Consider the following 19,034-nt stretch of genomic DNA (forward strand, 5'->3'; position numbering starts at 1 on the left):
ATGCCTGCCAGGGAACACCTCAAAATTTTTACACTTTTTTTCAAGTCTCTGAAATCCGGGGGAATAGAGCACGTCGTAGGTCTCGCTGATTCCGACGGAGAAAGGCTCTGGAGGAGCCGGTAGCCTGGGTCAATCCATAACGCCGGTAAATGCACTTGTTTCATCTTCAATTTTAAAACTATGTCAAAAAACACGAACCCTATTCCTGAACAGGACTTTTTGCAGGGATTGAAGAATCCCCTCAACCGACGTTCTTTCCTTCAGTACACCGGTGCCGGCGTTGCTGCCTCGGCCCTTTTGCTGGCTGGTTGCGATGACGACGATGATATGACCGATACCAACATGCCGGGCACGGTGAACCTGGGCTCCAATGATGTGGGCATCCTGAACTATGCCTATGCGCTGGAACAACTGGAAGCTGCCTTCTACACCGCGGTGGTGGCCCTGCCTAACTTCTCTACCCTGTTCACCAGCGCCACCGAAAGACAGGTGCTTACGGACATCCGGAACCATGAGGTGGCGCACCGCGAATTCTTCAAAGCCGCTATCACTGCCGCAGCCCCAAGCCAGATCATCCCCAGCCTTACTCCAAAATTAGATCCCAGTGCCTTGGCCAGCAGAGCCTCTATTCTGGCCACCGCTAAAACCTTTGAAGACCTGGGTGTGGCTGCCTATAACGGAGCCGGCAAATTGCTGACCAACCCTACTTTCCTGAGCATTGCGGGAAAAATTGTTTCTGTGGAAGCAAGGCACGCCGCCGAAATCAGGGACATGATTGAGAACGGCACCTTTGCCAGCGGAGCCGCCGGTATCACTTCGGGCAACATCGTGGATGCCAATGGCCTGGATGTAGCCTTGACGCCTGCCCAGGTGCTGGCCGCCGCGCAGCCCTTCATCCAAGAGACCATTAACGGAAGCAATTTGCCAACTACCTAATTCAAGAAAGCCATGAATATCTTCAATATACTAAAAGAAGTAGAGAAAGTAGATCCGGAAATCTTTGACCGTATTGACCCACGCAGGTCTGTCTTCAAGCATTTCGGCGGATTCGGAAAGAAACTGGCCGCTGCCGCCATTCCGGTAGCGTTCGGTTCTATGCTGAACAAGGCGTATGGGCAAACCTCCGCTACGCCCTCGGTGCGCGAAGTGCTGGAGTTCGCGCTGTTGCTTGAAAACCTGGAATATCATTTTTACCTGAAAGCCGCCGCTACTGACATATTCCCTTCAGCGGCAGGTAAAACCGCTTTCGGTGTGATCCGGGACCATGAGAAAGCCCACGTGGACTTTCTCCGAACCGCTATCACCGGCTTGGGCGGAGCAGCCCCCACCACGTACACCGATGCTAACTTCGACTGGACGGCTAATGGCCTTTTAGGTAATAATACCTTTACAAGCTACCCAACCATGCTGGCTGTGGCCCAGGCCTTTGAAGACACTGGCGTGAGAGCCTACAAAGGTGCCGCTCCGGCCCTTATCAACAATGACGCCGTACTACAGGCAGCCCTGCAGATTCACTCGGTAGAAGCGAGACATGCGGCCCACTTACGTCGCATGCGTCGTGACATGATGAACGGGGTAGCTGGCCTGAAACCGTGGATTACCATGAAAGACAGAGGAGGCTTGCCAACCGAATTCCAAGGGATCTATGACGGGGAAGAGGCGACTACCCAAGGAGGTGTAAACCTGGTTGGAACATTCAACGGAATAGCCATAGATGCCAATGCTGCATCAGAGGCCTTTGACGAACCATTGACCGTAGCACAGGTGAATGCCATTGTGATGCCATTCATTGCTTAAAGCTCTAGATAAAATACAAAAAGGAGGCGGCTCGTATAAAGCCGTCTTTTTTTTGTTCAATTTTTAATAAAAACAGTTATTTATTTTAAAATTCAGTATAAATACTTGAATTATAAATTGCATCTTTGCGTCTGATAGATAACAAACCAATACTACATTCAATTATTAATCAATCTTTACTTAAGCCATGTTAGAGTACGTAAAACTGATCTTAGACAAAGTAAGCTTCGACTCCAGTTTATTTGAGAAGGAATTGCGCAAAAGTATGCGCATGTTGATCCACAACGAGGTGGAAACCCTGCGCGAATGGTGCTACACTCACTTCTCAGGCTCTTACAACAGTATCTTAGATAAGGTCTTCGGTGACGTGCTGGTCGCCTCTTAAGGCCGAGGGTTCGTTTACCACAAACTGAAGGTTACGGGTAAGCCCCTGAAAGCCTGTCCGTTTTACCGCCGATTTCCTGAAAACTTCCTGAAAAACTTCCTGGGTGAGCTCCATCCAATCGTTCTGAGAAAGATGGAGCAGCTCTGGGTGAGGCGCAAACGCCGGTTCACGGTGCGCTTTACTGAACCTGTTCCAAGGGCAGACATCCTGGCAGATGTCACAGCCAAACACCCAATTCCCAAACTTCCCTTCTACCTCCTGCGGAATCTGGTCTTTTAGTTCAATAGTAAAATACGAGATGCACTTGCTGCCGTCTACCACGTACGGTTCTGAAATTGCGTCTGTAGGGCAGGCGTCCATACATTTGGTACAGGTGCCACAGTAATCTTTGATAGGGCCATCTGGTTCCAATTCCAGATCCAGGATGAGTTCGGCGATGAAAAAGAAACTGCCTACGCCCGGTCTGATGAGGTTGCTGTTTTTTCCTACCCAGCCCAGCCCGCTTTTCTTTGCCCAGACTTTGTCCATCACCGGAGCTGAGTCAACAAACACCCTTCCGCCCACTTCGCCAATCTCTTCCTGAATGTAGTTGAACAGTGTTTTGAGCTTATCTTTGATCACGAAGTGATAATCCTGGCCGTAGGCGTACTTAGAGATTTTGAACGTATCCTCAGCTTGGGTTTCCTCCGGAAAGTAGTTCAGCAACAGACTCACCACCGATTTAGCCCCTTCTACCAATAAGCGCGGGTCCAGACGTTTGTCAAAATGGTTGGCCATGTAGTGCATCTGGCCGTGCATGTTCTGGTTGAGCCAACTCTCCAATCGGGGTGCTTCCTCTTCCAGAAAATCCGCTTTGGACACACCGCAGTACATAAACCCTAGTTCCTGGGCTTTCTGCTTGATAAGGTGCGTATGTTTCGGAGCAAGGTTGAACATGGATGAACGGCGTCAGCTGTATTGGGAGAACAAAATTGGGGGAAAAGAATTTCACTTGCAGCGTTTTTCTGGTTTTTAGGCTTCTTTTATAGAAAAGAGGCCCAAAGCACGTCGCCTTCATTCAGGTACTTCTCAGGTTTAATCAACAAATCCTCTCCACTGGGAAATAGGGTATTTGTCTGAGGATTGCTCCGTATAGCTCTTTTCCCAAGGAGATGCCCCAGTCCTAGACAAGTATATAGGGATACATCTACTTTCGCCTGTCAAGTAAGAAAACGAACTCTTATTGTATGACCAAATTCGCCTTTACCCTTCTTCTGATTTTGCTAGCCTACACATCAAAGGCCCAGACCACACCTACCTCTACCCAGATGCCAAAGGTGCTTCGGCCAAACCAGGAATGGAACTACGCCCAGGCCTACCGCAGCGCCAACATGCTGTACATCTCTGGAACGGTTGCCAGCGGCCCCATGGATCAGGCCATTGACAAAGTGTACCGCACCCTGCAAGCTACTCTGAAACAGTACAACCTTGATTTTACCCACGTGGTGAAGGAAAACCTGTACACTACCAACATGGAAGAAACCTCCAAACACCACTTGGTCCGGAAGAAATACTACGGAACGCATACCCCGGCCGCTACTTGGGTTCAGGTAGTGCGGCTCCTAGAGCCCAATGTGGTTCTGGAAGTGGAGTTGATTGCCGAGATCCAGAAAACAGAGTAATCACCCAAATAAAAAGCCCCGGCTCAGTTAAGGCCCGGGCTTTCCAAAAATATATACAACCGTCTGAGACGGTTATTCTGCTTGGTCAAACAAGGTACCGCTGCGTACGTGGTTGGGCGGAATCTTGCCCAGGTGACGATAAGCGGCCTCAGTGGCTTCACGGCCCCGGCTAGTGCGCTTGATATACCCTTCCTGGATCAGGAAAGGCTCGTACACCTCTTCAATAGTCTCGGCTTCCTCGCCACAAGCCGTAGCGATGGTAGAAAGTCCTACCGGACCACCTTTGAACTTATCAATGATGGTGCTCAGAATGCGTTTGTCCATCTCATCCAGACCGTTGTGGTCCACATCAAGGGCGTTCAAGGCAAACTGCGCAATCTCCACCGTGATAGTACCATCGCCTTTAATCTGGGCGAAGTCACGGGTGCGGCGCAGCAGGTTGTTGGCAATACGCGGCGTACCACGGCTCCGGCGGGCAATCTCAAAGGCGGCATCCTCATAAATAGGCGATCCCAGAATCTCGGCGGAACGCTGCACAATGGAAGTCAACAGCTTGGAATCATAGTACTCCAAACGCGAGTTGATCCCGAAACGCGCACGCAATGGCGACGTCAACAGACCAGAACGCGTGGTAGCGCCTATCAACGTGAACGGATTCAGGGAAATCTGCACGGAACGAGCATTAGGGCCCGAGTCCAGCATGATATCGATCTTGTAGTCCTCCATGGCCGAGTACAGGTACTCTTCCACAATAGGGTTCAGGCGGTGAATCTCGTCAATGAACAGCACATCGTTCTTCTCCAGGTTGGTGAGCAAACCCGCCAAATCACTTGGCTTATCCAATACAGGGCCAGAGGTAATCTTGATATTAGAACCCAAAGAGTTGGCAATGATGTGCGACAACGTGGTTTTACCCAGACCGGGAGGTCCGTGTAACAGGACGTGGTCCAGAGCCTCGCCGCGCATGATGGCCGCTCCCACAAATACCTTCAGGTTCTCCACCACCTTCGCCTGACCGGTGAAATCGCTGAAGTCCAACGGCCGGAGGGCCTTGTCGTACTCCTTCTCGGCGGGTGATAGGTGATCGGCAGAGCCGCTTAAATAGTCTTCTCTCATGTGTAAAATCTCTTAGCGGATGAAGCAAAGATTCCGATGTAAAGATAACAGCATTCCACCTAAAAACGGTCCCTTAAAGTGGTAAAAAGCTTTCTTTTTGCTATTATTTTTACCAATAATTTTCATTCAACCAATCATTTTAGCAATTGGGTTTCTGACCTACTTTTCAGAAACTAACCTGTAAACAAGAAAAGCAGCTACGTTCCCGCAGCTGCCTTTCCTTATTAATTTATGCCCCCCCATAACAATGGTTAAGGCAAGCGTGAACCTTTGTTACACGCTATTTATTTTACCGTTATTTTACTTCCCAATAAGGCTTTATTTTTAGAAGCTTCAACAAATATAAAACTAACAAAATAGGTTCTAATCTGAAGTTAAACACGAATCCTTCAGACCTGTCAACAAAGGGAAGTACAAACATAGCAACCCCACAAGCCACAAGGCCAATCACGGCATCAAGAGTCCCGATCCTAACTGCCCAATCCTTTTCGGTCCATAACCCGAAAGCGGTTACTCCCTTTAAAAAGATCAGCAAGGTGAGGGTGATACCTGTAGGTGAGATTGGGTTGGTGGTCTCAAATCCATATAAAGAAACAGAAAAGCTTAACCCCATTAAGCCCATCACCACTCCAATGGGGACAATAGCAGCCATAAGCAGGAAAATCCAGGTGAAAGCCTTTATCCACCAGGGTAATAGATCGCGCCTTCTTCCTTTTACATTATCTAAGCCTTTTGTTTCAATTAATTCCTCAAATCCAAAATAGGCGTCTCTTTGACTTTCTTCCATTTATTTTATTTGTCTCTACAAGCCTATTTGAACGCCTGAATGCCGGTGATATCAGCGCCGGTGATAAGCAAGTGGATGTCGTGGGTGCCTTCATAGGTGATGACGCTTTCCAGGTTCATCATGTGGCGCATAATGGGGTACTCGCCGGTGATGCCCATGCCGCCATGGATCTGACGGGCCTCACGGGCCACGTGCAGGGCCATGTCTACGCTGTTGCGCTTGGCCATGGAAATCTGCTGCGTGGTGGCTTTCCCTTCGTTCTTGAGCATTCCCAAGCGCCAAACCATGAGTTGGGCTTTGGTGATCTCTGTGACCATCTCGGCCAGTTTCTTCTGAATGAGCTGGAAAGAGGCAATGGGTTTATCGAACTGGATGCGCTGTTTGGCATAGTTCAACGCCGACTCGTAGCAGTCAATGGCTGCGCCAATGGCTCCCCAGGAAATGCCGTAACGTGCCGAGTCCAGGCAGCCCAGTGGACCTTTGAGGCCATCAATGTTGGGCAGCAGGTTCTCTTTGGGCACTTTCACGTTGTCAAACACCAACTCGCCGGTGGTAGAAGCGCGCAGGCTCCATTTGTTGTGGATCTCAGGAGTGGTGAAGCCTTCCATGCCGCGTTCCACAATGAGGCCTTTGATGCGGCCCTGTTCGTTCTTGGCCCACACCACGGCAACCTGGCTCTCGGGAGAGTTGGATATCCAGAGTTTGGCGCCGTTAAGCAGGTAATGGTCGCCCATGTCTTTGATGTTGGTGACCATGCCGCCCGGGTTAGACCCGAAATCAGGCTCGGTTAACCCGAAACAGCCCAGCCACTCGCCACTCGCCAGCTTGGGCAGGTATTTTTTGCGCTGTTCCTCAGAACCATAAGCGTAGATGGGATACATGACCAGAGAACCTTGCACCGATGCCGTAGACCGCATTCCTGAGTCGCCGCGCTCAATCTCCTGCATGATAATGCCGTAACTGATGTAGTCCAGGCCGCCGCCGCCGTACTCCGTAGGAATCGTAGGTCCGAAAGCTCCCACCTCACCAAACTTGGGGACAATCTCTGAAGGAAAATGAGCGTCTTGGGCCCATTTTTCAATATTGGGGGAGATCTCGCGCCGCACGAAATCACGCATGGTCTGCCGAATGAGTTTGTGCTCATCGGTGAGCAGGTCGTCTATGTTGAAATAGTCTGGGGCGCCGGCGTTTTCTGAAGCCATAGAATTTAGGGTTTACTTCGATGTCTGTTTCCAAACTTAGCAAGAAACCCGCCCCCTGCCAACACTTGTTAGCAAAACCTTTCACACCATTGATTTCGCTCCGTGCTTTCAAGCTGTTTTCCTGAAAACGGCTTGAAAACAGAGGAAGGAAGCAAACTTTGTAAAAAGAAGGTATTGCTTGTTGCCGTTGGCGCGAGCTTGCTGTTTGTTTCTGCTGGATGGCTGATGAGGGTTAGGTAGCCATTCACCATAGAGAAGAACACACCTCCAGACATGAGCTGCAAGCTCGCGCCGGCAATCTCATATCTTCTTAAAAGAGAAATCCCCGGCAGTAAAACTACCAGGGATTTCTGTTTTAGGCCCGTTTCTCTGAAAACAGCTTAGAAACGAAGGCTCACTTGCGCCATAAAGTTGCGGGGTGCTTGGGGGAAATAATAATTGTAGTCGTGGCGGGTGGTGTCTCCGGCGTACAGCTCAGTGAAGGTGTAGCCGTTGGCTTCGTAATCTTCGTTGAAGACGTTGTTCACCAGCAGGCCCAGTTCCACTTCCTTCATCCAGTTCACCGGTCTGAAACGATAGAACACTCGGGCATCGCCTACTTCATAGGGCCGGATGCGGCGGTTCTGACTGCCGGTATTATCCAGGAACTGCTCGCTCACGGTTTTATATTGGAACGCGAACCGCAGCCCGGTCAACGGCTGGACTTCCAGTTGCGTGGAGGTCACAAAGCTGGGAGAGTACGCAATAGTGGTCTCGTCATACTGGGTTACTACCACATCCTCGGGGTTGTAGTCAATGGGCAGGGTTTCGGTGAATTTTTTGATGCGGTTCCGGCTGAGGGCGAAATTGGTGGATAGCTTAGCAAAATCGCCTAGTCCTACTCCGGTAGACAGTTCGGCACCGGTGCGGTAGCTTTCAGGGATGTTGGTTCTGAGCGCGGTTCCTACGTCATTGAGCTGGCCGGTGAGCACCAGTTGGTCCTTATAGTCCATGTAAAAGTAGGTGAGATCGGCGGTGAAGCGCAGAGGCAACCCATTCAGTTCTCCTATGGGTTGGTTCAGGCGATAACCGGCTTCGTAATCGATCATCCGTTCTGCCTTGGCCCGGTCTGTGGCCGGACGGTCAGTGAAATCGGAGCGGGTGGGTTCACGGTGGCCAACCGCTACCGAGGCGTAAAGGCTGTTTTGGTCAGAGAAAGCGTAAGTTACACCCGCTTTGGGGTTAAAGAACCTGTAATCGGCCTGAGTGGTCACGTTCCGTTGGTCATCGTCCAAGCCATCTATTTTATAGTCTACCGTTCTGAGTTGCAGATCCCCGAAGAGACCTAGTTTCTCCGTGGCCTGGAGCATGAGCTTGCCATAGACGTTGAAATCGGTTTTCTGGGCATCGTTGTCGTAGTAGCGGTGGCGCGGGCGGATGGTGGAGGCGTACTGGGCCCAGATCACCTCGCCGAAGTGCGCCCCTTCGTAGCGGTTCCAACCGCCGCCTAATACCGCCGAAACCTTGCCCTGACCGTTGTACTGCAGCGAAAAGGTACTGCCGTAGAAGTCATTGTCCAGCCATTTGCGCCCCACCAGATTGGTACGGGTGATGGCCGTACCACCAACCGTCACGGGCGGAATGTTGTAGTTGGTTAAGCGCTCGTTTACCTTAAATTGCTCGTAAAACCCGATTCCTTTGGTATAGTGCAGGGCTGCGTTCAAGGTCAGCGCGGGGCTGAATTCATGGGCATAGTGCAGTTGGTAATGGTTCTGCTGGTAATCATCTACCTCGTTGTCATAGGGGATATCGGTGCTGCCGTAATCGGTGCCTGATCCGTTGAAGGTTCGGTTGGTTTCCAGCATCTCTTCAGATACGCCGTTCCAAGCCTGGTAAGTGACTTCCTTTCCCCCGAAGATCACCACCTTGAGCATATCCTTTGCGCCGTAATAGCCGCCCGAAAGGTAAAATGATTTCAGGTCTGAGGTTGCGCGGTCAATGTACCCGTCTGAGGAAAGCCGCGACAAACGGCCATCTACGGCAAACTTGCCGCCCAGCAGACCGGTACCAAACTGCACGTTGTTTTTCCAGGTGTTATAAGAGCCGAAGGCGTTATCGGTGCGGGCGTAGGCCTCTGGGCTGGCATCCTGAGTCTGTAGGTTCAGACTGGCACCGAACGCCCCTGGTCCGTTAGACGAGGTTCCAACGCCGCGCTGAATCTGCACATCCTGCAACGAAGAGGCAAAATCTGGCATGTTCACGAAGAAAACGCCGTGGCTTTCGGCATCATTCACCGGGATTCCGTTCACGGTCACGTTGATGCGGGTGATGTCTGAGCCCCTGATGCGCATGCTGGTGTACCCTACCCCGGCCCCGGCGTCTGAATTGGTTACCAGAGAAGGTGTGTTTTCGAGCAGATATGGTAAATCTTGCCCAAAATTGCGGCTCTCCAGTTCCTGCTTACCCACATTGGTATAGGTGGTGCCGGTCTTTTCATTTGCACGGGTGGCGGTCACCAGTACTTCTTTGGTGGCCACGCTGGTGCGGGTCAGGTTGAACTCCAAAGGCTGCGACGTGGGCAAGGTTATGGTTTGGTCCGCGTTGGCATAGCCCAAGTAACTTACTTGCAGGGAGTAATCGCCGGCAGGCAGGTTGGAGAAAGTGAAGTGACCCGTGGCATCGGTGAAGGTGGCGCGGTTGCCAGCGGTAAGCGTAACGGTACTACCGGTAAGCGGAGCGTGTGTGGCGGCATCTACTACGCGGCCAGACAAAGTGTTCTGTGCCATGGCAAACCACGGCAGCAGGCAGCCCAAGAGCAGGGCTAAAGCTTTTTTCATGTGAAAATTGAAAAATAGATAAAACAACCAGGAGCCACCAGGGGTCGGTGCTCTCACTCTGTTTTGTTCCCTTGTTTTTCCCTTCGCCGGCATTACCCGGATCAGGTTCAATGGGTATGATCTCAGCCCGTTATATTAAGGCACCCCTAAACTGAGGCAAAGCTACGCCCGCTTTTTTGAAAACCAATGGGCTCAGAAGAAGTTATGAGATTTTTTTGCTCCAGTAGTCAACATACCAGGGCTGCCATACGTTGAACAGAAAAGAGTCGCCAGCCCGGCTGTGGATGTGATGTGAGACTTTTAATTCATCGGATTTTATGATGATCGTATACTCTTTGGCCATGTTTGCCCTGATAGCCTTTTTGGCGCTGGCCCCCAGAAAAAGAATTAGCGTACCGCCGCAAGATGACAGTGACGATGACGGAGGCGAACCAATCAATGATGGTTTACCCGATCTGGACCTTCCACCAGGCATTTGCCTGCCTATCAATGACTGGGAACCTGATTACAACCGGTCAAAAGTGAAAACCCCTTCGTTTTAGAAACATTTTATTTCGATTCTCTGAAACCCGAAAGCCTGGTCTAGAGCCAAGCTTCCGGGTTTTCGTTTTTGGTGTATTTCCTGAAAACGGACTGAAATCAAAATACAACCGCTACCCTCCGATGAGGGGAATCGATGGGACCTAAACTGGGCTGAATTACCTACTTCAGGTTTTTCTTTATCCAATCTAAGATCTGATGACGAGTGGTGAGCGAAATCCAGTGTTCGTTGACGGGGGTGATCAACGCTTCTTTTTTTGTCTTTAAGGTGTTGTACACGATGTAGCTGGTAGTGGGCGGGCAAACATCATCATTATAGCCCCAGGTCATGAATACCGGCACCTTTATCAACTTCGCGAAATTTACCACATCATAGGATTCCAGGGTTTTCAGTTTTTCAGGCGTGTCCATTCCCTCATAATTCGTGAAAAGGTGTGGATAGCCCCCTGCCCTGTTGGCTTTGTACCCGGCCATGTCGCTCAGGGCGGGATGACTTGCCGCGCAGGCGGTTACTCTGGGATCTAGCCCGGTGGCAATCAGCGCCAAGGCTCCTCCCTGGCTTCCGCCCTGTGCGATCACGTTTTTCCCGTCCCACTCTGGCAAGGAGGTCAGGTAATCAATGGCGCGTACGCCGGCTAGGTAGGCCTTTTTCATGTAATAGGAATCCCGGTTGTCTAACCCATTCACCAGATAACTGGTATTTCCCCGACCAAAAGCCCGGCTTATCTCTTCGTAGGCGGCCTCATTTAGATCTGGCCGTATCCCATGGATCTCCATATCGAGACGGATGTAGCCGTTTTCGGCGTAGAAAATATCCTTTAAAGGGTTCATAGGCTTGATGCCAGCGCCGGGCGGAGAGAATACCACCGGGTACTTTCCTGGCTTTTTAGGCATGGTAAGGTAGCCGTACACAAAACTTCCTTTTTTGTAGGCCTGTAACTTGATCAGGTAGCAATCAACTTTATCGTTGGAATATTCAGGAACAAAGGTTTTGGTAACGTCCATCGGGCATTTGGCGGCATCTGCCATAGACTTCTGCCAAAAGCTGACAAAATCACCCGGAAACTGGGTGTAAGGCGTTAGCTTTTCCGGCTCAAACCCCACTTTTATGTGGTGTTTGTACTCCTCTCCGTTCAATTTCACCTTTAGTTGTAAGTCCTTGAAACCAGGCTTTGCCATGGAGCCCAGGGAGATCACCGCTTTTCCATTCTTCAAGGTGGCGGTTCCGGTTTTCTCACTCGGCATCAATTCAGGGCCTAGGCTATAGCTTATTTGAAGATTGTCCTGTAGAATCCCGTATTCATAGAGAGCCACCGTCACCTTGGCCTCTTCTTTCAGCTTATAAAGCCAATTGGTATGGTCTGGAGTGGTAACCCATAGCACATTGCTTTGAGGAGGGTAGTTTTGGGCATGGATGGAGAAAACAACCAATAAACAGAGCAAGAGCAGGGAGAGATTCTTCTTCATGACCAATGTGAGCTTCTAGAGAAATGTGTTTCCTGAACAAAGTAATAGGGTAAGACCGTAAATACCAGCCCTGTCAGATTCTGGCACAAAAAAGGCCAGTACCCACATGGGGACACTGGCCTTTTGCTGTTGGAGGTATCTCCTTATTTCTTGGCTACCGCTTCTTCTTTGGCAACCAGCTCGATGTTAAGTTCTACATCGTCCAGGATGGCTTTGTCTCCCAGGTTCTCGAAGAAATTTCCGGAACGGAACTTGATATCCCATTTGGTGCGGTCAAACTTCAGATTGGCTTTGGCAGTGGCCACGCCCTTCTTCACGTTCACCATGGCCGGGAACGAGATTTGGTTTGTGATGCCTTTGATGGTTAGGTCGCCGGTGATAGTGTAGTTGGCGGCACCCGCCTTGGCATTCTGTTTTGGAATCAGGTTGGTGATGGCAAACTTGGCCGTAGGATTTTTTTCTACCGAGAAGAAATCATCAGATTTCAGGTGGTCTACCAATCTCTTGTTAGAGCCTCCTTCCAGGTCAGTGTCAGTGATAGAGGTCATGTCCATGATGAAAGTACCGCCGCGTAGGGCTGTTCTTTCCAGGAGCATGGTGCCACTGGCCAGGGTGATGTTACCAGTGTGCTCGCCGGTTACCTTACGCCCAATCCAGGTAATTTTACTTTCCGCGGGAATTACTTTATAGGTCTGGATGGCGGGGGCAACGGTATTTTTAGGAGCTACCGCCTTCTCTGGGGAACCCGGAGATACCATTTGAAAGGCAGAAACCCCTACAGCGGCCGCCACCAGAACAGAGAGTAACATTTTTTTCATGGGATGTATTTGTAAGTGGTTTAGTATAAACAGGTTGTAATATAGTTCAAGGAAAGGACAAATCAGCCTCTGATCTTATCCAGAAGGTCATTTAGTTGTTCGGCTTCTTCCTGGCTCAGCCGGTTCAGGCCGGTGAAACCTTCGTTTCCTAAACCATCCATTTGTTGTAGCAGGCCAAGGCCTTTCTCGGTGATGAGAATATCCACCGTACGCCGGTCTGAAGGGCACTGCTTGCGGGTAACCAGTTCTTTGGCTTCCAGCTTGTCTACAATGCGCGAGGCATTGGAGGTTTTGTCCAGCATGCGGTCTATGAGCAGGTTCACCGTAGCCGGTTTTGGGAACTGCCCCCGCAGGATGCGTAGCACATTGTACTGCGGCAACGTAACGCCAAAAGACTTGAACAGCGCAGCCTGCCTTTGTTCCAGCCAGTTAGAGGTATACACCACATTGATGTACGATTTCTGGTAAACGTCCTTGAAAGCGCTTTGCTTTATTTCTTCTTCAATTTTCATCTTAACCTCCAGTCTTCAGGCGATATCCAAATATATGTTCCAACCGCAAAATCAACAACTTAGCTGCAATTTTTCTGCCAGTTTTGCCAAAGATACAACCAACATCGGGCTTCGTTCGTGCGTATTTCCTCTGAATCTACTTTCCTTGCCCATGTCCGACCTTTTTCTAGTAGCACTGCCAGATTTATTTTCCAGCCCTGAGAACATGATCCGGTACGGCGGCCTCACCCTGATTCTGGCCATTGTGTTTGTGGAAACGGGTTTGCTGATTGGGCTGGTGATTCCCGGCGGAGACTCCCTGCTGCTGGCCACCGGGTTACTGGCGGGTGCCGATGTGCTGAAAGTATCGGTGGGGGTATTGCTGGCCAGTATGACCGCGGCCGGGGTGGCGGGTGACCTATTGGGGTATTCCATTGGCAAGCGCATGGGCAAACGCCTGTACAAAAAACAAGATACCTGGTATTTCAAACGCAAGCACCTTGACCGTGCCGAAAAGTTTTACCGCGAGAAAGGAAAATCGGCTATTGTGCTGGGCAAATTCGTGCCCGTGGTGCGCACCTTCAATCCGTTGCTGGCGGGTGTAACCGGAATGCCCCTGGGCCGATTCTTAACGCTGAGTTTCCTGGGCACTGCCCTCTGGATCTGCTCTTTGGTGCTGGCCAGTTATTACCTGGGCCAGCAGTTTCCGCAGCTGAAAGACTACCTGCACTTCGCCATCCCGATCATTGTTCTTCTGTCCATTCTACCTGGGGTGATGCAATACCTGAAAGAACGCCGGAAAGAAGCAAAAGTATAACCCGCCCGCTACTTCTGTTTTTGGCCTGTTTTTCAGAAATCATCGTATAAATACCAATACTACAAAGCAAATCTATGCGACATCGTTTCATCTTAACCGGCGGCCTTCTGATAGGTCTTTTTTGCGCGCCGGTTCTAGTTCAGGCCCAAAGTGCCTCCATCGGGAAAAAAGAGAGTGGCCGAACCACCACTACCAGTGTTACTCCGTTGCGGGAGGGTATCATCATGCGGAACGGGAAAATGATGGAAATAAGAGGCACCAACTTCTCACCGCTAACCCAGGCTAGGACTTTTTCCAACGGAGCTACCCTGCAACCCAACGGTTCTTTAACGGTAAGCGGCGGCGAGGCTATCCAACTGAACGAGGGAGACCATGTAGACCTGAAAGGCAACGTGCACCGCACCACCGTCATCACCCATAAAAGCACCACCGTTACCGGAGATACCACCGGTATTGGCAAACAACTGCTGCAGGCCCAGCAAATGAACGACCAGCTGCGCCTTTTGCAGGAAAAGCAGCGTGTGCTACAGCAAAAGAACGAACTCCTGCAGAAAACCGTCCAGAACAAACCCACCAATACCGAACTCCAGAAACTGGACGCTGATTTAGCTAAACTCCAGCAGCAGTTAGCCGCTGAAGAAAAGAAAAAGCAATAGGAGTCACTCCCTCCTTTATCCTTCTTGCCTCCTCTCTGTCAGAAAACCTTTTCAGACAGAGAGGAGGCATTTTCTTAAGAAAACCATGGGCAGAAAATGCCTTGGCCAATAGACCGGACAAGGGCAAATCCTTACAGTTATCCTACTAACCCGTCCACTATCCTCTCTTAGGAAATCTGTTAAGCCAAGCTCTTGATTTTTAAAGAAAAATCTTCTAAAAAGATCCACCATTTATACACCAGTTAGATTAACCAAGGCAATGTTTAAAAATTAAACTATTTATATATGCATAATATGGTTTATACCCAAATACCGGAATAAGTATCACTTTTTAAAGCATTTACCTTTTCGCGCCGTACACAATTGTATTCATGTTTAACAAAGATTTACTATGAAAAAAACTAACGTATGGATGCTCTTATGGGCGTTAATGGTAAGCTGCACGGTGATGGTCTCGTGTGATGACGATGATGAGGATGCAGACATGGGTCAGGACAACGCCAGGGTAGCAACATTTTTACAGGCTGCGGCCCAAAGTGATATGTTTGAGATCACTACCGGCACCATGGCCCAGACCAAAGGAGAGACAGATGATGTACAGATGTTTGGCGAAATGCTGGTGGAAGACCACACAATGACCGCTCAGAAAATCATGGAAATGGCTGATGAAAGAGATGTGCAACTTCCTACTACCTTGCCTCCGGCTAAGGTGACAATTGTAAACAGTTTGCAAGGCCAGTCAGGAATTGCCTTTGACAAAGCCTTTGCCACTGCCCAGGTACAGGCGCACCAAGAAGCCATCACTCTGTATGAAACTGCTGATCAACAAATCACCGATCCAGAGGTTCAGACCTTCATTGATGCCACCTTGCCAGCCTTAAGGTTACACTTACAGCATGCGCAACAGGTAAAAACCATGGTTGATGCCATGTAAAACAAATTCTATTCTAAGCAAAAAGCCACCTGCCTTAACCGACAAGTGGCTTTTTGCTTTTATAACTATGTCCCTTTTACGGTTGCTCCACAGGGTACAGTCTTCCGGCTTCTTCGCGCACTAGGTGAAAGGGCTCATCTTTCACTACCAGCATTCCGTCAAGGTCCAGCAGGTTTACGCCATGTGCCAGTTGCAGGGCAGACCAGATAGCCATAGAGGTTTCCATCATGCAGCCAATCATGGTTTTCAGGCCCAGAGAGCGTGTCTTTTGAAGGATTTCCAAGCCGTTCAGGTAGCCGCCTGCCTTCATCAGTTTCATGTTCACTCCGTGGAATTGCTGCTGTAGCAGGTCCCAATCGGCGTGGTCGGTGACAGATTCATCAGCGAAAAGGTCGTATGGCGAGCGCTTTTTAAGGTAGAGGTATTCCTCCTCTAGTTGCGAGGGCATAGGCTGCTCGATCATGAGGATAGGGTACTTCTTCAGGCCTTCGAAAAACCGCATCAGAGAATCTGGGTCTTGCCAGGCTTCGTTCGCGTCTATAATCAGGCCCTGCGAGGTGGCTTTCACCACTTCAGAAAGCATGTGAAGGCCGCTTTCCTGGTTTACCTTTACTTTCAGGTACTCAAACCGATGCAGGCCGTGCTCTTTGGTAAAGGCGGCGATTTTACCGGGTTCCATGATAGGATAGGAATAGGCCGTGGGGGCCGAAGACACCGGGGTCACCCCTAAAAACTCGGTGACGGTTTGCCCGTTTTTTCGGCAGAGGTAGTGCACGAACGCAGATTCAATGGCAAACCGAAGGGCTGGCAACACCGGATGCAGGCGCATGAGGTGCTGGAGTTCTTCTACTGATGCCACCTGATCCAGGCCGTTGGCTTGCAAAGTCTGGAACTGCTGCTGCAGTAAATCTGGGGTTTCGCCATAGCGGGTATTGGGTGCGGCTTCTCCCCTTCCCTGAAACCGATCATCACCTACAGTTACAAAAAGATTGGTCTTGACATCAGAGGCATTTCTTGAGATTTTCCAGGTGTAACGCAAAGTGAGGTCCCGGGCCTCCAAATTCCATAGTAGCATAGTGAAAAGTAGCGGTTGCGAAGTTCAAGTGTAGCAAAAAAGAAGCAAAGCCCAATAAAAAACGTGTTTTTGCCTCCGGTTTTCAAAAACGGCCTTAGAACGCTTGGCTTCTTTACGAACCGGAAGAAAAAAGTATATTTGTAGGTTCCAATACCTTAACTTGTCTTCAAGACGGGTTACTCAACCAAATAAAAACCCCTGCTTTCCCTTCCTCGGAAAGGAAAAGTACTGAACTCCTTTATGAAAAAATCCACGCTCGCCCTCTCGGCTTTTGTGATTCTCACGGTGGCAGTTGTGCTCACGCTGTGTCAAAACTACGGCCTTATCGCACTTCCTGAAATGGTGCTTACCGCCATCCGGTGGGTAGGTATTGCCGTGCTCCTGCTGTTTGCCAAACAGAAGAAATCCCTCACTACCTGGATTTTGGTGAGCATGGTGGTGGGTGCCGAGATTGGCTACAGTTTCCCGGCGTTCGCTTCTGGGTTGAACGTTTTAAGCAAGATTTTCCTGAAGATGGTGAAAACCGTCATTGCGCCGCTCATTTTCGCGACGTTGGTGGTGGGTATTGCCGGCCATTCTAACCTGAAACAGGTAGGCAAAATGGGCGGAAAAGCGCTGATCTATTTCGAGATTGTGACCACCATTGCGCTTTTCATCGGTTTGGCCGCCATTAACATCAGCCGGGCCGGCGACGGCATTGTGCTGAAAGGCCAAACCAGCGACGAGATCACCGCGCCGCCGCCCCAAACTTGGCAAGACATCATTTTGCACATCTTTCCGGAAAACATCGCTAAATCGGTGGCCGAGGGACAGGTACTGCAGATTGTGGTATTCAGCGTGCTCTTCGGAATTGCGCTGGCCATGCTGAACGAGCGCAAGCGCCGTCCGTTGCTGGAAGTCACCGAGAGCCTGGCCGAGACCATGTTCAAGTTCACCAACATCATCATGTTCTTCGCCCCTATTGCGGTGGGCGCGGCCATTGCCTACACCGTGGGCCACATGGGCTTCGGGATTCTGGTGAACCTCTTCAAGCTGTTGGCTACGCTGTACGTGGCGTTGATAGCGTTCTTATTGCTGGTGTTGTTACCAGTAGCGCTCATTTTCAGGATTCCGGTGAAGATGTTTGTGCAGGCCATCGCGGAGCCAGTTTCCATCGCTTTTGCCACCACCAGTTCTGAGGCCGCCTTGCCGCGCGCCATGGAAGCCATGGAATCTATTGGGGTACCGCGCAAGATTGTGGCTTTTGTGATGCCCATGGGCTACAGCTTCAACCTGGACGGTTCTACGCTTTACCTTTCCCTAGCTTCCATCTTTGTGGCGCAGGCTGCCGGTATTGAGATGCCTTGGGAACAGCAGTTATTGATGGTGTTTACCTTGATGCTCACCAGTAAAGGGATTGCCGGGGTACCGCGCGCTTCTTTGGTGATTCTGTTGGGTACCGCGGCTTCTTTCAACCTGCCGGTAGAACCTATTTTCATCATCCTGGGCATTGACGAACTGATGGACATGGCCCGTACCTCGGTGAACGTGATCGGAAACTGCCTGGCTACTGCCGTGATTGCCCGTTGGGAAGGGGAGTTCGTGGATCTGGACGCCCCGCGTGCCTTGGAGACCATCTAAGGCCTGAAGTTTTTCCCGGAGGCATATCTTTTGCGCGAGAAATATCGTTTCTCCTTCATCCCCGTGTATTTACTTTTTCAAACGTACTGTTGAAGATGCATTTCAGATTGTTTTTACTTTCCATACTGGCCCTGGGGGTTTTCTCCTGCGCCCGCCAAGCTACTTCTTCCGCTGATCAATCTGGTTATTCGGCTCTTGGTCAAACCGGCCTTGACGCGAACAAGAACCGGGAAGAGAAAGACAAATCCGGAAACGGGAACATCCTGATCGGGTCCACCAACCGCGCGGCATTTGAAAATGCCCCATACAGCACCTGGTTTCACCCGGCCTATCAGCGCTACACGCCCAACCAGAAAATCATGGACGAGTTGGTGCCTTTGCTGGAAAACGTGACGGTAAAAGGCTACATGGGCAGCTGGTGCGAAGACAGCCAGCGCGATATTCCCCGGTTTTACAAGGTGCTGGATTTTGCTCATTTCCCCCACTCCCGCTTTAACCTGATCAGTCTGCGCGAAGACAAATCCGGGTTCAACGGCGAAGAGAAAGCCGATAACATCACGGCCGTTCCTACCTTCATTCTGTACCGCGAGGGCAAGGAAGTGGGCCGCATTGTGGAAACCGCCTATCCTACCCTGGAAATGAACATGCTCACCATTCTTAAAGGCGACAGCACCAAGTAACCTGATGTAAGCCTCTTTTCTGAAAAAAAGCATAAAACTCACTAAAGCTCAAAAAAAAGAACCTGCCTCCTCTCTGGATTTTCCAGGAGGGAGGCAGGTTCTTTTTTACCCCATCGGGCCAAAGCAATTCCTCCTAAGATCTTCCTTTTCACGCCCAGTTCCAGAAAAACAA

General features: G+C 50.3%; 19 protein-coding genes and 1 riboswitch. Of the genes, 10 read left to right on the top strand and 9 right to left on the bottom strand.

Going from position 1 to position 19,034, the window contains the following annotated elements:
* Nucleotides 1-180 precede the first annotated feature (180 nt).
* The 3 genes from EFB08_RS13470 to EFB08_RS13480 all read left to right on the top strand — a co-directional run bounded on the left by EFB08_RS13470 (nt 181) and on the right by EFB08_RS13480 (nt 2,182).
* The gene (locus EFB08_RS13470) at nt 181-936 is read left to right on the top strand and encodes a ferritin-like domain-containing protein (protein ID WP_123127476.1); all 756 of its coding nucleotides are present in this window, start codon (nt 181-183) and stop codon (nt 934-936) included.
* 12 nt (nt 937-948) lie between these two features.
* Nucleotides 949-1,797: a ferritin-like domain-containing protein gene (locus EFB08_RS13475; protein WP_123127477.1), complete on the top strand. Its 849-nt coding sequence runs from the start codon at nt 949-951 to the stop codon at nt 1,795-1,797.
* 187 nt (nt 1,798-1,984) lie between these two features.
* Nucleotides 1,985-2,182 (top strand): hypothetical protein, encoded by a 198-nt coding sequence (locus EFB08_RS13480; protein ID WP_123127478.1) that lies wholly within the window; start codon nt 1,985-1,987, stop codon nt 2,180-2,182.
* On the opposite strand, the gene queG is transcribed toward EFB08_RS13480, so the two are convergent.
* A complete protein-coding gene (queG, locus tag EFB08_RS13485) occupies nt 2,144-3,118 on the bottom strand; it encodes a tRNA epoxyqueuosine(34) reductase QueG (protein ID WP_123127479.1) in 975 nt (324 codons plus the stop codon). The genes EFB08_RS13480 and queG overlap by 39 nt on opposite strands.
* 290 nt (nt 3,119-3,408) lie before the next feature.
* Between queG and EFB08_RS13490 the strand changes: the two genes are divergently transcribed.
* Nucleotides 3,409-3,843 (top strand): RidA family protein, encoded by a 435-nt coding sequence (locus EFB08_RS13490; RefSeq protein WP_123127480.1) that lies wholly within the window; start codon nt 3,409-3,411, stop codon nt 3,841-3,843.
* Nucleotides 3,844-3,915: 72 nt separating this feature from the next.
* Here the strand turns inward: EFB08_RS13490 and ruvB are convergent, their stop codons facing one another.
* From ruvB to EFB08_RS13510, 4 genes are all read right to left on the bottom strand, one after another.
* The gene (gene ruvB / locus EFB08_RS13495; RefSeq protein WP_123127481.1) at nt 3,916-4,959 is read right to left on the bottom strand and encodes a Holliday junction branch migration DNA helicase RuvB; all 1,044 of its coding nucleotides are present in this window, start codon (nt 4,957-4,959) and stop codon (nt 3,916-3,918) included.
* Nucleotides 4,960-5,254: 295 nt separating this feature from the next.
* Nucleotides 5,255-5,746 carry a hypothetical protein gene (locus tag EFB08_RS13500; RefSeq protein ID WP_123127482.1) on the bottom strand — a complete coding sequence of 164 codons (492 nt, stop codon included), beginning with the start codon at nt 5,744-5,746 and terminating at the stop codon, nt 5,255-5,257.
* A 23-nt stretch (nt 5,747-5,769) separates the two neighbouring features.
* Nucleotides 5,770-6,948, bottom strand: coding sequence for an acyl-CoA dehydrogenase family protein (locus EFB08_RS13505; protein ID WP_123127483.1), 1,179 nt, complete (start codon nt 6,946-6,948; stop codon nt 5,770-5,772).
* 380 nt (nt 6,949-7,328) lie between these two features.
* Nucleotides 7,329-9,764, bottom strand: coding sequence for a TonB-dependent receptor (locus EFB08_RS13510; RefSeq protein ID WP_123127952.1), 2,436 nt, complete (start codon nt 9,762-9,764; stop codon nt 7,329-7,331).
* Between the two features lie 60 nt (nt 9,765-9,824).
* Nucleotides 9,825-9,922: riboswitch (TPP riboswitch) on the bottom strand.
* A gap of 159 nt (nt 9,923-10,081) precedes the next feature.
* Between EFB08_RS13510 and EFB08_RS13515 the strand changes: the two genes are divergently transcribed.
* Nucleotides 10,082-10,306 (top strand): hypothetical protein, encoded by a 225-nt coding sequence (locus EFB08_RS13515; protein ID WP_123127484.1) that lies wholly within the window; start codon nt 10,082-10,084, stop codon nt 10,304-10,306.
* Nucleotides 10,307-10,466: 160 nt separating this feature from the next.
* On the opposite strand, the gene EFB08_RS13520 is transcribed toward EFB08_RS13515, so the two are convergent.
* From EFB08_RS13520 to EFB08_RS13530, 3 genes are all read right to left on the bottom strand, one after another.
* On the bottom strand, nt 10,467-11,771 hold the full coding sequence (locus EFB08_RS13520) for an acetylxylan esterase (protein WP_123127485.1): 1,305 nt from the start codon (nt 11,769-11,771) through the stop codon (nt 10,467-10,469).
* Nucleotides 11,772-11,914: 143 nt separating this feature from the next.
* Nucleotides 11,915-12,589, bottom strand: a complete 675-nt coding sequence (locus EFB08_RS13525) for a YceI family protein (RefSeq protein ID WP_123127486.1) — start codon at nt 12,587-12,589, stop codon at nt 11,915-11,917.
* A 62-nt stretch (nt 12,590-12,651) separates the two neighbouring features.
* On the bottom strand, nt 12,652-13,101 hold the full coding sequence (locus EFB08_RS13530) for a MarR family winged helix-turn-helix transcriptional regulator (protein WP_123127487.1): 450 nt from the start codon (nt 13,099-13,101) through the stop codon (nt 12,652-12,654).
* A 151-nt stretch (nt 13,102-13,252) separates the two neighbouring features.
* Here EFB08_RS13530 and EFB08_RS13535 point away from each other — a divergent pair, with 151 nt between their 5' ends.
* The 3 genes from EFB08_RS13535 (at nt 13,253) to EFB08_RS13545 (ending at nt 15,487) form a co-directional block, all read left to right on the top strand.
* Entirely contained in the window at nt 13,253-13,897 is a 645-nt protein-coding gene (locus EFB08_RS13535) for a DedA family protein (RefSeq protein WP_165864892.1), read from the top strand.
* A 74-nt stretch (nt 13,898-13,971) separates the two neighbouring features.
* Nucleotides 13,972-14,553 (top strand): DUF6799 domain-containing protein, encoded by a 582-nt coding sequence (locus tag EFB08_RS13540; protein WP_123127489.1) that lies wholly within the window; start codon nt 13,972-13,974, stop codon nt 14,551-14,553.
* Between the two features lie 391 nt (nt 14,554-14,944).
* Nucleotides 14,945-15,487, top strand: coding sequence for a DUF4142 domain-containing protein (locus EFB08_RS13545; RefSeq protein ID WP_123127490.1), 543 nt, complete (start codon nt 14,945-14,947; stop codon nt 15,485-15,487).
* A 76-nt stretch (nt 15,488-15,563) separates the two neighbouring features.
* On the opposite strand, the gene EFB08_RS13550 is transcribed toward EFB08_RS13545, so the two are convergent.
* Nucleotides 15,564-16,562: an enolase C-terminal domain-like protein gene (locus EFB08_RS13550; RefSeq protein WP_123127491.1), complete on the bottom strand. Its 999-nt coding sequence runs from the start codon at nt 16,560-16,562 to the stop codon at nt 15,564-15,566.
* A 240-nt stretch (nt 16,563-16,802) separates the two neighbouring features.
* Here EFB08_RS13550 and EFB08_RS13555 point away from each other — a divergent pair, with 240 nt between their 5' ends.
* Together EFB08_RS13555 and EFB08_RS13560 are read left to right on the top strand one after the other, a co-directional pair.
* Nucleotides 16,803-18,182, top strand: coding sequence for a dicarboxylate/amino acid:cation symporter (locus EFB08_RS13555; RefSeq protein WP_123127492.1), 1,380 nt, complete (start codon nt 16,803-16,805; stop codon nt 18,180-18,182).
* Nucleotides 18,183-18,277: 95 nt separating this feature from the next.
* Nucleotides 18,278-18,862, top strand: coding sequence for a thioredoxin family protein (locus EFB08_RS13560; RefSeq protein WP_123127493.1), 585 nt, complete (start codon nt 18,278-18,280; stop codon nt 18,860-18,862).
* The last annotated feature ends 172 nt before the right edge of the window (nt 18,863-19,034 follow it).

This window comes from Rufibacter latericius, assembly GCF_003721515.1.
Lineage (GTDB): Bacteria > Bacteroidota > Bacteroidia > Cytophagales > Hymenobacteraceae > Nibribacter > Nibribacter latericius.

Coding starts and splice junctions, on each gene's coding strand:
- EFB08_RS13555 (WP_123127492.1), top strand. CDS start 16,803: ATGAAAAAATCCACGCTCGCCCTCTCGGCTTTTGTGATTCTCACGGTG.
- EFB08_RS13520 (WP_123127485.1), bottom strand. CDS start 11,771: ATGAAGAAGAATCTCTCCCTGCTCTTGCTCTGTTTATTGGTTGTTTTC.
- EFB08_RS13535 (WP_165864892.1), top strand. CDS start 13,253: ATGTCCGACCTTTTTCTAGTAGCACTGCCAGATTTATTTTCCAGCCCT.
- EFB08_RS13515 (WP_123127484.1), top strand. CDS start 10,082: ATGATGATCGTATACTCTTTGGCCATGTTTGCCCTGATAGCCTTTTTG.
- EFB08_RS13475 (WP_123127477.1), top strand. CDS start 949: ATGAATATCTTCAATATACTAAAAGAAGTAGAGAAAGTAGATCCGGAA.
- EFB08_RS13560 (WP_123127493.1), top strand. CDS start 18,278: ATGCATTTCAGATTGTTTTTACTTTCCATACTGGCCCTGGGGGTTTTC.
- ruvB (WP_123127481.1), bottom strand. CDS start 4,959: ATGAGAGAAGACTATTTAAGCGGCTCTGCCGATCACCTATCACCCGCC.
- EFB08_RS13550 (WP_123127491.1), bottom strand. CDS start 16,562: ATGCTACTATGGAATTTGGAGGCCCGGGACCTCACTTTGCGTTACACC.
- EFB08_RS13540 (WP_123127489.1), top strand. CDS start 13,972: ATGCGACATCGTTTCATCTTAACCGGCGGCCTTCTGATAGGTCTTTTT.
- EFB08_RS13545 (WP_123127490.1), top strand. CDS start 14,945: ATGAAAAAAACTAACGTATGGATGCTCTTATGGGCGTTAATGGTAAGC.
- EFB08_RS13470 (WP_123127476.1), top strand. CDS start 181: ATGTCAAAAAACACGAACCCTATTCCTGAACAGGACTTTTTGCAGGGA.
- EFB08_RS13490 (WP_123127480.1), top strand. CDS start 3,409: ATGACCAAATTCGCCTTTACCCTTCTTCTGATTTTGCTAGCCTACACA.
- queG (WP_123127479.1), bottom strand. CDS start 3,118: ATGTTCAACCTTGCTCCGAAACATACGCACCTTATCAAGCAGAAAGCC.
- EFB08_RS13510 (WP_123127952.1), bottom strand. CDS start 9,764: ATGAAAAAAGCTTTAGCCCTGCTCTTGGGCTGCCTGCTGCCGTGGTTT.
- EFB08_RS13480 (WP_123127478.1), top strand. CDS start 1,985: ATGTTAGAGTACGTAAAACTGATCTTAGACAAAGTAAGCTTCGACTCC.
- EFB08_RS13505 (WP_123127483.1), bottom strand. CDS start 6,948: ATGGCTTCAGAAAACGCCGGCGCCCCAGACTATTTCAACATAGACGAC.
- EFB08_RS13530 (WP_123127487.1), bottom strand. CDS start 13,101: ATGAAAATTGAAGAAGAAATAAAGCAAAGCGCTTTCAAGGACGTTTAC.
- EFB08_RS13525 (WP_123127486.1), bottom strand. CDS start 12,589: ATGAAAAAAATGTTACTCTCTGTTCTGGTGGCGGCCGCTGTAGGGGTT.
- EFB08_RS13500 (WP_123127482.1), bottom strand. CDS start 5,746: ATGGAAGAAAGTCAAAGAGACGCCTATTTTGGATTTGAGGAATTAATT.